Source organism: Stenotrophomonas sp. PAMC25021 (assembly GCF_004795795.1).
Lineage (GTDB): Bacteria > Pseudomonadota > Gammaproteobacteria > Xanthomonadales > Xanthomonadaceae > Stenotrophomonas > Stenotrophomonas muris.
The window spans coordinates 4,234,502-4,247,146 of the sequence record NZ_CP039255.1; the positions used below are offsets into that span (position 1 = coordinate 4,234,502).

17 protein-coding genes are annotated in these 12,645 nt (G+C 66.8%); 1 reads left to right on the forward strand and 16 read right to left on the reverse strand.

The window, feature by feature from the left end; translation table 11 throughout:
- Positions 1-47 precede the first annotated feature (47 nt).
- The 4 genes from E5790_RS19600 to E5790_RS19615 all read right to left on the reverse strand — a co-directional run bounded on the left by E5790_RS19600 (position 48) and on the right by E5790_RS19615 (position 3,210).
- On the reverse strand, positions 48-305 hold the full coding sequence (locus E5790_RS19600; RefSeq protein ID WP_014647264.1) for a hypothetical protein: 258 nt from the start codon (positions 303-305) through the stop codon (positions 48-50).
- On the reverse strand, positions 302-1,654 hold the full coding sequence (locus tag E5790_RS19605; RefSeq protein ID WP_111206935.1) for a TFIIB-type zinc ribbon-containing protein: 1,353 nt from the start codon (positions 1,652-1,654) through the stop codon (positions 302-304). Before E5790_RS19605 ends, E5790_RS19600 begins: the two co-directional genes overlap by 4 nt.
- 20 nt (positions 1,655-1,674) lie before the next feature.
- Positions 1,675-2,814, reverse strand: a complete 1,140-nt coding sequence (locus E5790_RS19610; protein ID WP_014647262.1) for an SPFH domain-containing protein — start codon at positions 2,812-2,814, stop codon at positions 1,675-1,677.
- A gap of 132 nt (positions 2,815-2,946) precedes the next feature.
- The gene (locus E5790_RS19615) at positions 2,947-3,210 is read right to left on the reverse strand and encodes a CD225/dispanin family protein (RefSeq protein ID WP_041863485.1); all 264 of its coding nucleotides are present in this window, start codon (positions 3,208-3,210) and stop codon (positions 2,947-2,949) included.
- A 660-nt stretch (positions 3,211-3,870) separates the two neighbouring features.
- On the opposite strand from E5790_RS19615, the gene E5790_RS19620 reads away from it, so the two are divergent.
- On the forward strand, positions 3,871-5,358 hold the full coding sequence (locus tag E5790_RS19620; protein WP_111206936.1) for a helix-turn-helix domain-containing protein: 1,488 nt from the start codon (positions 3,871-3,873) through the stop codon (positions 5,356-5,358).
- 59 nt (positions 5,359-5,417) lie between these two features.
- Here E5790_RS19620 and E5790_RS22125 read toward each other — a convergent pair whose 3' ends face one another.
- From E5790_RS22125 to E5790_RS19680, 12 genes are all read right to left on the reverse strand, one after another.
- Complete coding sequence (locus tag E5790_RS22125) at positions 5,418-5,864, reverse strand: hypothetical protein (protein ID WP_229653700.1); 447 nt, start codon at positions 5,862-5,864, stop codon at positions 5,418-5,420.
- Positions 5,861-6,940, reverse strand: coding sequence for a hypothetical protein (locus tag E5790_RS19630; protein ID WP_111206937.1), 1,080 nt, complete (start codon positions 6,938-6,940; stop codon positions 5,861-5,863). Before E5790_RS19630 ends, E5790_RS22125 begins: the two co-directional genes overlap by 4 nt.
- Before the next feature lie 20 nt (positions 6,941-6,960).
- The gene (locus E5790_RS19635; RefSeq protein ID WP_014647257.1) at positions 6,961-7,308 is read right to left on the reverse strand and encodes a hypothetical protein; all 348 of its coding nucleotides are present in this window, start codon (positions 7,306-7,308) and stop codon (positions 6,961-6,963) included.
- 47 nt (positions 7,309-7,355) lie between these two features.
- Positions 7,356-7,994, reverse strand: coding sequence for a RebB family R body protein (locus E5790_RS19640; RefSeq protein ID WP_136191790.1), 639 nt, complete (start codon positions 7,992-7,994; stop codon positions 7,356-7,358).
- Entirely contained in the window at positions 7,991-8,227 is a 237-nt protein-coding gene (locus E5790_RS19645) for a RebB family R body protein (RefSeq protein WP_032957589.1), read from the reverse strand. The genes E5790_RS19640 and E5790_RS19645 overlap by 4 nt, the downstream gene beginning before the upstream one ends.
- Positions 8,228-8,297: 70 nt before the next feature.
- On the reverse strand, positions 8,298-8,570 hold the full coding sequence (locus E5790_RS19650; protein WP_005416651.1) for a RebB family R body protein: 273 nt from the start codon (positions 8,568-8,570) through the stop codon (positions 8,298-8,300).
- A gap of 60 nt (positions 8,571-8,630) precedes the next feature.
- Positions 8,631-8,897, reverse strand: a complete 267-nt coding sequence (locus E5790_RS19655) for a RebB family R body protein (protein WP_006446865.1) — start codon at positions 8,895-8,897, stop codon at positions 8,631-8,633.
- A gap of 26 nt (positions 8,898-8,923) precedes the next feature.
- Positions 8,924-9,193, reverse strand: coding sequence for a RebB family R body protein (locus E5790_RS19660; RefSeq protein WP_005416649.1), 270 nt, complete (start codon positions 9,191-9,193; stop codon positions 8,924-8,926).
- A gap of 43 nt (positions 9,194-9,236) precedes the next feature.
- Complete coding sequence (locus E5790_RS19665; protein ID WP_111207018.1) at positions 9,237-9,527, reverse strand: RebB family R body protein; 291 nt, start codon at positions 9,525-9,527, stop codon at positions 9,237-9,239.
- Positions 9,528-9,828: 301 nt separating this feature from the next.
- Positions 9,829-11,121, reverse strand: a complete 1,293-nt coding sequence (locus tag E5790_RS19670; RefSeq protein ID WP_046430801.1) for a transporter — start codon at positions 11,119-11,121, stop codon at positions 9,829-9,831.
- Between the two features lie 49 nt (positions 11,122-11,170).
- Positions 11,171-11,920, reverse strand: coding sequence for a hypothetical protein (locus E5790_RS19675; RefSeq protein WP_111207017.1), 750 nt, complete (start codon positions 11,918-11,920; stop codon positions 11,171-11,173).
- 13 nt (positions 11,921-11,933) lie between these two features.
- On the reverse strand, positions 11,934-12,638 hold the full coding sequence (locus tag E5790_RS19680; protein WP_046430798.1) for a C39 family peptidase: 705 nt from the start codon (positions 12,636-12,638) through the stop codon (positions 11,934-11,936).
- Positions 12,639-12,645: the final 7 nt, after the last annotated feature.

Below are 12,645 nucleotides of genomic sequence, written 5' to 3' on the forward strand. Positions count from 1 at the left end.
ATGCCGGCCAGCGGCCGGCACTACCCGCAGCCAGGCGGAGCCTGGCGCTACGGGTCGGGCTTTACCCGCACCACCCGTTTCCGGTACTCATACACATTGTCACCGCGGATACGCTTTTCCTCGGTACCGGTAACCCGGCCTACCTGCTGGTCCGAGCCGGTGACCGGCTTGGCCTCGATGGCGGTCTCGTGCTCGAAGGAGTGCGATTTGTCGGTGTTGCGGTAATAGCGGTACAGCGCCCAGTACAGCGCGGTTGCGCCGGCCGGACCTGCCGCCAACAGCCAGAGGCCACTGTCGTCGCTCATGTCGATGCCACCAGGAAGGCAATTGCGAGGGCTTCAATGACGGTGCCGGTGGCCAGTGCCGCCAGCAGCATCTTCCATTGCTGCACGGGTACGCTGCCCATGGTTTCGCCGGTACGGCCGTTCACCGCGATGTAGTGCAGCATGCCGCCGTTCTTGCCGGGCTGGTGGTAGGAGTACAACCACACCGGCAGGTACATCGACACCCAGCGGGTGCCATGCACCTCCAGCTGCTCCTGTTCCCAGCGCACGCCACGGTTGTAGCGCTTCACCGAACCTTCCACCTGTGCGCGGGCGATCGACAGCAGCTGGTCTTCCAGCCGCGGCCGCAGCTTTTCCACATCCAGGTTGCGCTTTTCGGAGGTGAAGCCGGCCAGGTACGAGGCGTTCCATTTCACCGCGTTCTTGGTATCGAACGGCAGGATGGTGTTGATGATGTTGTTGGTGTTGGCGCGGGTATCGAGATTCCCGCGCTCGGCCGAGGATTCCAGTGGCAGGTCATCGACCGTGAAGTCGACCTGGCGCTCGACCTGGTAGACATCGGCGTCGTACAGGGTGCGCTTGTTCTTCTCGCTGCCCACGGTGTACTGCCGGGTCTGGATCTCACCCTTGCCGGCCACGGCCGCGCTGACATTGCTGTCGACGATCATGTAGGGCAGGAACACGCCCACCACGTTTTCCGGGGTGAACTGGTCCTTGAATGCCTTCAGCGCGAACATGCGGCGCTTGTCGACGAACTGGCGGATGCGCGCGACCGCATCGTCCTTCCTGATATGGAAGGGCAGCACTGCATCGGGCACCGCGCCGTTGGCGATCTGCTCGTTGACGCCGAACACATGGCGGCACCAGTGGCAGCGCGCCGTCATCGTACTCTCGGTATTGACCGTGACTTCAGCGCCGCACCCGGTGCATTTGAACGTCATCAGTGCCGAGGTGTCGGCGTCGATGTCACGTGCGCCAGAGGCAATGACCGTACCGCGCAGCTGGTCGATGGCCTCGCCCAGGCCGAACTCTTCCTCGACGCGTGCGCCATGCCATTCGTGACGGCAGTACAGGCAGACCAGGATGTCGGTGCCGGCCTTGGGCCGGATGTCGGTGGCACCGCACTTCGGGCAGCGGTTGAGGCCGTCCTTCAGCTCGCTGGCCGACGTATCGATGGCCACCGGGTCGGGCGCTTCCACTTCATCACGGATGGCCTGTGGCAGTTTCGAGGTGTCCAGCGGGAAGCTGCCGGACAGGGGAGGGACGTCCTGCGGCGAACCGGGCCCATCCAACGACGCCGCCGGCAAGGGCGGCGGCGTCGCGGGCGCGGATCCGGGCAGCGGCGGCGGGCCGTTTCGGGGATCGGACATGTTCGTTGTGCGTCCTGCTGTTACAGGCCCAGTGCCTTGGCCTTCAGGGCGTCATAGTCGCCCTGGGTGATCAGGCCCAGATCCAGCATTTCCTTGGCCTTCTTCAGCTTGGCCACCGGGTCGTCGGCAGCCGGGGCGACCGGCTGCTGCATGCCGCCGACACCGAACATGCCCGAGGCCATGCCGACACCGACCAGGCCAGCCGCTCCGCCGTTCTCGCCGGCCGACTGGATGCCCTGGGCGACGCTGGCCTGCAGGTTGGAATTGCCGCGCGAACCCGACAGGGCATCGGCGCGCTGCACGGTCTTCAGCAGTTCGCGCGTGTTGGCGTCGTACTCGATCGAGACGATGGCGGTCTTGACGATGGCCAGACCGCGGTCGGACTTCCACTGGTAGCCCTGCTCGACGGCGGCAGACAGGCTCTGTGCAAAGCCCAGCGAATCCTGCTGCAGCTTGGTGATGCGGTTGCCCTTGCCCGGGTCGTTCGTGTACAGGCTGAAGGCCGGGGCCAGCGAACCGACCACTTCATTGAACAGTTGGCTGGCGGCGGCGTTGTCCAGGTCGGTGAAGTCGAACACCTGGCCAGGTTGCAGGTAGCTGGCCGGCACGAAGTTCTTCACGAACAGGATCGGGTCGACGATCTTGAGCGTGTAGGAGCCGCGCGTGACCGCACCCACCTGGGTGTTGAGGAAGCCGTCGTCCCAGTAGATTTCCGACTGGGTACCGAAGCGGTTGTCCGGCAGTTCCTTCAGCGACACGAAATACGCCGCCTGCTGCGAACCCGGCTGGCCGCCGAACTTGAAGCGCTCCCAGCTCTGCTTGATGAACGTGCTGACCAGGCCGTCGCCGGCGAAGATCGACTGCGAGTTCAGATCGTCCGAACGCCACTCGTAGCCACCCGGTTCGGCGACGAACGCGGTGATCGCGCCGTCCTGGAACAGCAGCAGGCCGTAGCCCTCCGGCACGATGATCTTCGAGCCGTTGGTGATGATGTTGGACGAGCCGCTGGTATTGGAGCCGCGGCCGGCATTGGTGCCGCGCGGTACCGCCGCGAACAGGGCCGCCGTCGAGGGCAGGCCCGTGGGCACGGTGTAGAAGTCCTTCCACTGGTCGGCCAGCACACCACCCACCGCACCCTTCACCGCCTGTACCAGACCCATGTCCAACTCCCTGTGATTCGAGGGCAGGCACCATGCCTGCCGAGCTGGACTGACTATAGAGGAGCGGGATGGGCCGCCGCCACCGCCGCGCGCGCCTGCCATTCATCATGGCGCGACGGCGACGGCAGGCTTTCAGGCCATGCCGCGCGCGATCAGGGCATAGCCGATCATCAGTGCCAGGCACAGTGGCAGGGTGAGGAAGGAGGCGATCATCCAGCGCAGCGCCTTGCGCGAAGCCTCGGTGGCCGCGCCGATCTGGCCGCTGGCGACCAATGACGTGCTGCGGTTGGCGTAGACGGTGGCGACGATGCCGAACGGCCAGAAGCCGGCGATGATGCTCAGGATGGCCCACATCAGGTAGTTCCTGGGGGGCACGGGTGGCGGGGTGCGGTCCATGCGGTCGATCTCCTTGATCGTGCTGCGGTCGGGAGCGCGAGTATGCCGACAGGCCAGGTGCAGCGGAAGGCATGCCACCCGTGCGTGGTGCGCAATCTTCTGCTGGTCGATGGGTCATTGATCGGGGGCGGCGCCGCGGCAGGCAGGCGCGGTGGCCTGCGGGCCTGGGCGAGCAGGCGGTGCAGCCGTCGCGGCGGCGCAATACGTTCCCGTCCCTGGTTCGCTCAGACGCGTTGATCATCAGCGTGGATGGAATCCCGGCGCCTTGCCTTCACCTGCTTTGCGGTGCGCGGTGCACGGAAACGCGGGCGACAAATATCCGGCGCAGATATTCACGTCATTATCATGCTTATTTTCTGGAAACTCGTTTCCCATAATCCAGGGACGCGATGGCCGGAACACAGGGAGCGCCGCGTCACAGGCAGTGCCGCCCTGTGGCGCACGACCCCGGCCTGGACGACGTCCGCCTTGCCGACCTCCAGCAGCGATGGCAGTTCCCGGCACTGCGGGAGCGGACAGCGTGCACGGCACCAGCGGTGCGACCAGCGGGCACGGCATGCGGCGTGGACGTCGCAGCATCCCGCGATGATGCCGGAGGGCCTGCATCGCGAGATCGCCCGTTGCAGATGCATCGGGTCGCCATTCCAAAGGGGAGTTTCGATGCACAGGCAAGTCAGTGAGATGCTGCAGCGCGCTTATCGGCCCTATCCGTCATTGCCCGAGCTGCTGGGCGCGTTCGTGAAGGAGCTGTCCCAGCACAAGGTGATGCGGGGTGGCCAAGTGCGGTTGCGTGGTGCGGTGGCAGGGGCAGCTGCGGGGTTGCCAGCTGCGTCCGGGCAAGAGGTTTCCTTGCAGCGGGTTCCCATCCGCTATGGCGGCGAGGTGCTGGGCGAGCTGCACCTGGAAGGCGAGAAGGGCCGGCTGGATGGTAGTGCCCTGGCGCTGGGGGAGCAGTTTGCCCAGCGTTGCGCGCATCTGATCAAGCGCTACGAAGCCAAGGCCTGGGCCGAACAGGCATTGAGCCGGCCGCTGTTGCTGGTCGGCGCCGGCGAGGCGCTGAAGCAGATGGATGAATTCGTGGAGCGCGCGGCGGCCAGCCCGTTGCCGGTCCTGCTGCGCGGCGAGTTTGGTACCGAGAAGATGGAGCTGGCCGCCGCCCTGCACAGTGGCGGCCCTTCCCGGCAGGGCCCGTTTGTCGAAGTGAACTGTGTTCACCCGCTGGGCGAAGCCAGCGACTGGTTCGCGCGCGCACAGGGCGGGACGCTGTACTTCCACGAAGTCGACGAACTGCCGGTGCCGCTGCAGGGGCAGCTGTCACATCGCATGCGTGGGCTGCCTGCCGCTCAAGCTGAAGCGCTGGTGGCCGGCCCGATACGGGTGATCGCGTCGACCAGCGCGGACCTGGAACAACGGGTGAGAGAGAAGCAGTTCTCGCGCGCCCTGCTGGCCGGGCTGGAGTTCCTGACCGTGGATATTCCGCCGCTGCGCGAACGGGTGGAGGACATCGGCGCGCTGGCGGCGCGTTCGCTGGAGCTGCATGGATTCAATCCCCGCGTGCTGGGCGACGATGTGCTGGAAGCCCTGTGCGCGCACGACTGGCCCGGCAATCTGCTGGAAATGGAGCGGGTGGTGGTCCGGCTGGCGGTGATGACCGGTGGCCGATGCATCCGTCGTGAGGATCTTGCACGCCACGCGCCGGATCTGGCTGCAGGCCACGTTGCCAGCGATGCCGGGCGCGCCCCGCAACGGCTGCCCGCGGTTGAGCAGACCGTCGGTCCTGCGCCCGCGCAGCCGGATACGCCGCGGGCAGCGCATGAAGGCCTGCACGACGGTCTGAAACGCGCCCTGGCCTACCTGAAGGACCATGCCGCAGAGCCGCTCACGCTGGGCGACCTTGCCCGTCAGGCCCATGTGAGCCAGTCACACCTGGGATTCCTGTTCCGCAGCGAGCTGGGCACGACGTTCAAGCTGCTGCTGCAGCAACTGCGCATCGAGCACGCCAAGCAGCTGCTGCGGGATGGGCAGCGCCTGCGCATTACCGATGTCGCACTGCAGGTCGGCTTCGGTGACCTGAGCCACTTCGAAAAGAGCTTCCGGCGCGCGGTAGGGGTCAGCCCGCGTAGCTACCGGCGAAGCCCGCACCAGTAAAAACATTGCCCCGGTGCAGGCGCGGGCCTGCCCGGGGCGTTGGGATGGCAGATGCGGCGTCAGCGCGCGTTGGCTTCAGCAGCGCGCTGCACGGCCTGTTCGGCCGCTTCGTCCGCGCGTCGCGCGGCCTCGGCGGCGGCCTCGACCGCGCGTTGCGAAACCTTCATCGCGGCGCGGATGCCTTCTTCACTGGCAGCCATTGCGGCGTCCGCCAGTTCCTGGGCGATCTCCATCGGGGTTCTGCCCGCCGGATGGGCGGGAGTGGGCTTGCCGGGAAGCGGGGTCGGGAAGGTCATCGTCGGTGCTCCTGCTGGGGATGAGGGGGGAACACCGTCGCTGCGCTCCCCCAGGATGTGGCGCAATGCCGCCTGGGCATCGGCCAGGATCTTCTGCGCCTGTTGCCGGGCCGCCAGGCGTCCGGCAGCAACGGCCGCGCCGGCTGCCGAAGCAAAGGCCTCTGTTGCTGCCTGCACGCCATCGCCATCTGGCGCCGGAGCCGGGTTCACACTGCATCCTTCTGATAATCCACCCGCGCTTCATCGCCCAGGTAGCGGCGGGTTCGGCGGTAATCCTGCAGGGTGATCACATTGTCCTCTACCTGTATCAGCGCCTTCGCTCTGGAACCATCGATCGCGAACTGCACGCTGGCACCGTCCTGGCCGAGCCGGCCACGGGAAACCGGATGTTCGTTGAGGAATTCCTGCGCATCGCGCAGCTGCCACCGCGCGGCCTCGCGCAACCGGCTGTCATCCTGCAGCAGTTCGGGTTCGTCGTCGAAGCAGGCCGCCATCTGCTGAGCGGCCAGCGAGATGCGGGCATAGCCGATCTGCCGGTGCGCGGCCAGGCTTGCGTCGATCGCCTCGCGCACCTGCTCTGGCGACGGCAACTGTGGCAGCTGCGGCCCGTCCAGGAAGCCGAACAGGATCGGCAGCACCTGCTGCAACGCACGGGTGGCACGCGTCAGCCGATGCTCGCGGCTGCCACCTCCTGCGCTCACCCGCTGGTAGAAGCGGAAGTAGTCGGCAAACTCGATGGGCCTGCGCGCGTGCAGCAGCGCGAAGCCGGCAGCGTCGGCCAGGTCGTCGCGCCCTGCGGCGGACATGCCCACCTCACCGGCCAGCTGGTGGAGCGCCACCGATTCGCGAAAGTCCAGCTGCTGCAGCAGGGGTGCGTCGGCCGCGCCGATCGAAGCCAGGAACGCGCGCGAGGCGCCGAGCTCGGCGTTGGTCAGCAGCCGGTGTTTTTCCAGCACTCGCTGTGCCTCGATGTGCGACAGGCGTGTCTCGTCATCAAACTCCATGTTGCGCAGGGCACCGAGGTCGCTGGCACCAAGGCTGAGCAGCTTGACCGGGCCGATCTGCAACCCGGTGCGCGGCAACCATGTCATGCGCGAACCGTGCAGGCCCTGTTGCACCCCATCGAGCATCGTGCCCTCGTCGGAGAAGGCGTAGCGGTGCTCGTGCGATTCCATGGCCCACTTCAACCAGTGCTCGCCGCCGTCGATGAACTGAAGGACCTGCCTGCAGGATTGACTGATCAGGTTGGCCTGGGGGATGGAACGACCGGCAATGAAAATGCTCATGCGTGGATCTCCTGGCGGCCTCACTGGGCCGGAAATTCCTTGAGGACGGTCGCAGCGGCATTGCCGACGCGGTTGAAGTCGGCGGTGGCCCCCTGCATCATGTTCTGCGCCTGCGTGAGCACCCTCGCGTACTTTTCGTCCCCCGTCGCCAGGTACTGGGCCATGGCCACGCCGGCCGCGGTGGTCGCGATGGTTGAGACATTGCGCAGGGCGTCGGCGGCATCCTGTACGGCGATCGCCGCAGACTGGGCCACCGACTGGTAGGCCTTGCCGGCACCACTGGTCGTCACGACGGTCGCTGACATGGTGGCCGTCTGCACCTGGTTGATCACATCGATGATCTGGGCGTTGACGTTCCTCGGGTCCATACGGGCTCCTTGATGGGCGGGTGGGGCCGCAGGCGGCCTGCAGTCTGTCAGGCCCCGGCGTCAGCGTCGTCTGCCGGGGAAGGGGAAGGGGAAGGGGAAGGGGAAGGGGAAGGGGAAGGGGAAGGGGAAGGGGAAGGGGAAGGGGAGTCTGGCGCGGGATCCTGGGCGGGACCTGCGTCCGGATCCGGACCGGACGCGGGGCCGGGCGCAGGACCGGGCGCGGGCGCTGCCGCATTGCCTGCAAGCGTTTGGAGTGCATGCAGGCTGCTGGTAGCGGCCGCAGCGTCGGCAGTGGCACCGTGGGTCTGTGCCTGCAGGACTCTGATGGCGGTCTTTCCTTCTGCGGTGGCCGCGGCGATCACCGCCGCAGGCGAAGGGGGCGCCGGCACCGGGCCGGGCAGGGGGATGACCTGCGGTGGTGGCGGCGGAGGGGGTTCCGGAGCGGGCGGCGGCACCGGCCAGGGAGCGTTGATCATCTTCGCGCAGGTGGCGGTCACCGCTGCGTTGCTGACCATGCCTGCACCCTGCTGGCGCGCGACGGCGTTGTGCATGGCGGTGCCCAGCGTCTCCAGCATCACCATGTCCAGCATGCTGAAGGACTGCGCCGGACCCTGGGCCACCAGCAACGTCGAGGCGGCGCTGACGCTGTCGACGATCTGGCTGTTGACGGTGTTCTCACTGCTCATGACGGAACGGCTCCCTTCTGGATGATCAGGGCCAGGACCTGGGCCAGGCTTGCGCCGGCGGTCACCTGGCCGCGTTGCTGGTTGGCCACCGCGTTCTGCATTGCCAGGCCGAGGCTGTCGGCCATCGCCAGGTAGGTGGCGGACATCGCGAACGAGGGGGCAAGGGCGATCGCCACACCGGATCCGGCGCTGGTGGTTGCCAGCAGGTAGCCGGTGGCAGGCGATGCGGCCATCGATCAGGGGCCCGACGTGACGCCGCCCTGGGCGGGGGCGCGGTGGTTGGCGTCACGCCGGGCCGACACGTCAGCGCAGGCCCAGGATTTCGCGGGTGGCCACGCCGTTGGAGGCGGTGTCGATCGCATACAGCGTGGACACCCCCTGGGTGGTCGACGCCTGCATGGTCACGTAGGACTGCTGCTGGTTGTTGGTGGCGTTGTGCGCGGCGTTGGACAGCGCCTGGCTGGTGGCCACGAACAGGTTGCCCATTGCGATGGCCGGCGCATCACCAAGCACCTTGGTGTTGACCTGCGAGACCGAATCGGTGATCTGGCTGTTGACGGCGGTGGGAAATGCCATGGTGGAAGCTCCTAGGGTGGACAGCACTACAGGAACGGAGATTGCCGGCACTCAATGGAATCAGCCGAGAATCTTCCGGGTGGCGGCGCCGGTGGCGCCGGTATCGACGGCGTAGAGCAGCGCGACGCCCATCGTGGTCGCGGCCTGCGCCGTGACATACATCTGCTGCTGGGCGAGCGTCGCGTTGTGGGCGGCATTGGCCAGCGCCTGCGCGGTGGCCTGGTACAGCGTGCCCATTGCCGTGGCAGGCGCCACGCCCAGCACCTGCAGGTTGGCCTGGCTGACCGAGTCGGTGATCTGGTCGTTGACGGCCGTGGGAAATGCCATGGCTCAGCTCCTTGCCTGCCGGCGCATCACGCGCCGAGGATCTGCTTGGTGGCCACGCCGGTGGTGGCGGTGTCGATCGAGTACAGCGTGGCCACGCCCATGGTGGTGGCTGCCTGCGCCGTCACATAGGACTGCTGCTGCGCATTGGTGGCATTGTGGGCGGCGTTGGCCAGCGCCTGCGCAGTGGCCTGGTACAGATTGCCCATGGCCACGGCGGGCGCGTCGCCCAGCACCTTCGTGTTGGCCTGGGTGACCGAATCGGTGATCTGGTCGTTTACAGCGGTCGGGAATGCCATGTCGATCTCCTTGAGGTTGGCGGGTCAGCGATGGAACGACAGATCAGGAGCCCAGGCCGCGGACGCGGGTGCTGAGGATTTCCTTGCTCGCTACCGCCGCGGTGGCGGTATCGATCGAGTACAGAGTGGCCACGCCCATGGTGGTGGCCGACTGCGCGGTGACGTAGGACTGCTGCTGCGCGTTGGTGGCGTTGTGGGCGGCATTGGCCAGCGCCTGTGCGGTGGCCTGGTACAGATTGCCCACTGCCACGGCGGGCGCGTCGCCCAGCACCTTGGTGTTGGCCTGGGTGACCGAATCGGTGATCTGGTCGTTTACCGCGGTTGGAAATGCCATGTCCTGCTCCTGCGAAAGGGTGGAAGTGCGTGGTATCCAGTGTCACGGTGCGTTGCCTGCAGCGGCCTGGGCTTCACCGTGGGGCCAGAGTAGGAAATGGCGCCGCCGCCGGATTGGCGGAATCGACGGAGAATGCGGTGGGATCACCGTGAAGGTGCGGCGTGAATACGGCGGAACTGATGATCATCGCCGTCGTCGCCAGCGCTGGCGCGTTGCCCTGGAGCACACACAGGGCCTGCGCGTGGGCAGCGCGATCCGGCGGCGAGGGGCTGTCGGCCACAGCGTCGCCGGATCGGGCGGGTCAGAGCATGTAAGGGATCTTGAACGCCAGCGTGAAGTCCGGTGCATCCGGGGTCAGCCCGATGCCCAGCAGGGTCACCAGCGTGGTGTGCTGGTTGAGCGCATACGTCACACCCAGATTCAGTGACGCCGCGTTGGCGTCGCTGCCAATCACTTTCATCCACTTCCCGCCCTGGAAACGGGTGGAAGCGCGGGCGCTGATGCGGTCGCTGAAGGACAGGCTGAGACTGGTGCGCTCGTTGAACGCAAAGGCCACGCCGGCGCCGAAGTAGACTGAGCCGCCGAGCTTCACGTCACCCGGGTTGACCGTGTCGGGGTTGCTGTCAATGTCACTGAAACCACGCGGGAACGAATGCACGTAGCCGAGGTTGGCGAACAGGATCGCCGGATCGGCTGTCTTGACCATCGACAGCCCGACGTTGGCCTGCCACACGCCATTGCCGGTCGGTTGTTCCTTGGGCACGGCGAAGCGGATGTAGTCATCGTCATCGCGCTCGATCACTTTCCAGTCCAGGCCGTAAGGCGCACGCCCGGTGGGCGCGGTCACTCCGGCGGTGAGTACGGCTTCCGGGCGCCAGCCGCGCTCGCCGAACAAGCGGTAATTCGCACTCAGGCCGATATCGCCCAGGCCGTTGCCATTGGTTTCTTCCTGCGCGATCGCGGCCGCCGCACCGCCGGCACCGCCCTTCTGGTAGACGGTGCGCCGCGCCAGGTATGGCACGTCCAGGTTGAGCGTCAGGTTCGGGCTGACGCCCCAGCGCGCGGCCAGATTGTAGGTGAGCGAATCGGACTCGACGTTCTCGATGGCGATGTTGCCGAGGAAGATCGCATCCAGCGCCAGGAAGCCATTGAGGGTGAGCTGCTTGCGGTCGTAGCGGGCGTAGGTGAGGCTGTTCTCGACGGTGAAGCGGCGCGAGAACAGCGCCGACTGCTGCTGTTTCACATCATCCACGCTGCGCCGCGATTCCTGCTTTGCCTGCTGCGCCTCGGCGGCACTGCTGGCATAGCCTTCGCTGCCCGGTGACGTCTGTAGGGTCGAGCCATGCTCGACGGGCGCAGTCGTAGACGGGGCCATCGGGCCAACCTTCCCACTCAGGCGCGCCTGCATCGCCTGCACCTGCATGTCCAGTTCGCGCAGCCGCCGCACTTCCTGCGCGTAGTTGGATTTGAGCTGCTCCAGCTGGTTGGCCAGCGCCTGCACGTCGGCGCCATCATCCGCCGCGGGTGGCGCGGCGAAGGCGGTGCCCGCCAGCGCCGCCAGCGCCAACGGGGTGATCCTCATCAGGGTGTGCATGTTCGTGTCCTGCGTTGTGGAACGCTTCCCCCAACGCCGTGCCGTGGTACTACCGGCCCGGCCCCATGCCGCGGTTCATCGCAATCGCCTGGGCCACGTTCTGGCTCAACGGCAGGTTGCCGCCCGCGGTATCCCGCACCAGCTCCAGCCGCAGCTGGTTGCTGGCGATCTGGCCGTCACCGGCCAGGGCGATGCCCTGGCCGACGCTGCCGTTGCGTATCCATTGCTGGACCAGGCCCTGGCCATCTACCTGCAACAGCAGGCGTGCCTGGTTGCCGTCGAGCACCGCGGAGGCCGAGACGCCTTCGGCCTGTGCGCTGATCGAATGGGCACCGTCACCCGGCAGGGCCGGCACCGCGCCATTGCGTACCACCAGCGTGGTCGCATTGCGGGCGACGTTGCCATCGCCGGCCACCTGCACGCTTTGCACCACGCCGCTGGCGTTGGCCAGGCCGCTGCTGTCGATGCGGCGACCCTGCGTGTCCGGCAGCGGCGCATCTGCGGCGGTGACGTGCACGCTGGGCTGGAAGCTCAGTTTCGGGCTGCCCCCGCCGCGGAAGTCCATGCCCAGGGTCAACGCACCCTGCAACACGCTTCCGTTGCTGGCCTGCCACTGCGAGACCATCGTCACCCCGAACCAGGCGACAGTATTGCCGCCCACGGTGTAACGGCCCCGCATCAGGTTCAGTTCGGGATCCGGGATTTCCTTCAGGCCGCGCCCGGGCGCCGCGTCCGCCGCCTGCAGGGGCAGGGCGGGGCAGGCCAGCAGCAGGACCATCAACAGGCGGTGACGGAACATGGCGGAACCTCCTTCAGAACAGGTCGGCGTGGCTGAAGCCGAAGTCGACCAGTTCGGCATCGGTGATCGGCCCCTGTCGCGCGTAGAGCGCGCGGGCACTGGGCCGTTCGCTGGGTTGCAGCAGAACCGTGTTGCGATCGAAATCGCTGCCGATCACCACGAAGACGGCACGCGATGGCCACGCAGCGAGGAATTCAGGCAGCGCCAGGCTGCGGTTGCCGAGGATGGGATCAGCCACCTCGACCACACCGTCGCGCACCTGCTTGAGCACCACGAAGTGGCGGAAGCCGCGCACGTCCATCAGCACAAGACCGGGAACGCGAAGCGTGCGCAGGCGTGTTTCATCGATACGATAGCCGCGCCCGCGCATGCCCAGCGATTCCACGTAGCGCTTGATGTCGAGCAGCGAGAAACCACGCTCGGCCACCAGTGCTGGATCGGACACCCCCATCATTCCTTCGATCACCGTCGCTTCGTCGGTCTGCAGGTGATAGGCATGGCGCAGGATGGTTGCCAGTGCGGCCGCCCCGCAGCTGTAATCGGTGTGCTGGCGCACCACGTTGCGGTAGCGCCGTTCCTGCATGCTTTCCACCTTCTGCTGCAGCAGTGCGCCATTGGGTAGCACGCTGGCGAAGCCGACGTCGCCCGCCCGCGCCGATGCACCGCCCAGCAACAGCAGGCAGGCCAGCAGGCATATCGAGAGACGGTGGCCGATCATCACGTTC

Coding starts and splice junctions, on each gene's coding strand:
- E5790_RS19600 (WP_014647264.1), bottom strand. CDS start 305: ATGAGCGACGACAGTGGCCTCTGGCTGTTGGCGGCAGGTCCGGCCGGC.
- E5790_RS19605 (WP_111206935.1), bottom strand. CDS start 1,654: ATGTCCGATCCCCGAAACGGCCCGCCGCCGCTGCCCGGATCCGCGCCC.
- E5790_RS19610 (WP_014647262.1), bottom strand. CDS start 2,814: ATGGGTCTGGTACAGGCGGTGAAGGGTGCGGTGGGTGGTGTGCTGGCC.
- E5790_RS19615 (WP_041863485.1), bottom strand. CDS start 3,210: ATGGACCGCACCCCGCCACCCGTGCCCCCCAGGAACTACCTGATGTGG.
- E5790_RS19620 (WP_111206936.1), top strand. CDS start 3,871: ATGCACAGGCAAGTCAGTGAGATGCTGCAGCGCGCTTATCGGCCCTAT.
- E5790_RS19630 (WP_111206937.1), bottom strand. CDS start 6,940: ATGAGCATTTTCATTGCCGGTCGTTCCATCCCCCAGGCCAACCTGATC.
- E5790_RS19635 (WP_014647257.1), bottom strand. CDS start 7,308: ATGGACCCGAGGAACGTCAACGCCCAGATCATCGATGTGATCAACCAG.
- E5790_RS19640 (WP_136191790.1), bottom strand. CDS start 7,994: ATGAGCAGTGAGAACACCGTCAACAGCCAGATCGTCGACAGCGTCAGC.
- E5790_RS19645 (WP_032957589.1), bottom strand. CDS start 8,227: ATGGCCGCATCGCCTGCCACCGGCTACCTGCTGGCAACCACCAGCGCC.
- E5790_RS19650 (WP_005416651.1), bottom strand. CDS start 8,570: ATGGCATTTCCCACCGCCGTCAACAGCCAGATCACCGATTCGGTCTCG.
- E5790_RS19655 (WP_006446865.1), bottom strand. CDS start 8,897: ATGGCATTTCCCACGGCCGTCAACGACCAGATCACCGACTCGGTCAGC.
- E5790_RS19660 (WP_005416649.1), bottom strand. CDS start 9,193: ATGGCATTCCCGACCGCTGTAAACGACCAGATCACCGATTCGGTCACC.
- E5790_RS19665 (WP_111207018.1), bottom strand. CDS start 9,527: ATGGCATTTCCAACCGCGGTAAACGACCAGATCACCGATTCGGTCACC.
- E5790_RS19670 (WP_046430801.1), bottom strand. CDS start 11,121: ATGCACACCCTGATGAGGATCACCCCGTTGGCGCTGGCGGCGCTGGCG.
- E5790_RS19675 (WP_111207017.1), bottom strand. CDS start 11,920: ATGTTCCGTCACCGCCTGTTGATGGTCCTGCTGCTGGCCTGCCCCGCC.
- E5790_RS19680 (WP_046430798.1), bottom strand. CDS start 12,638: ATGATCGGCCACCGTCTCTCGATATGCCTGCTGGCCTGCCTGCTGTTG.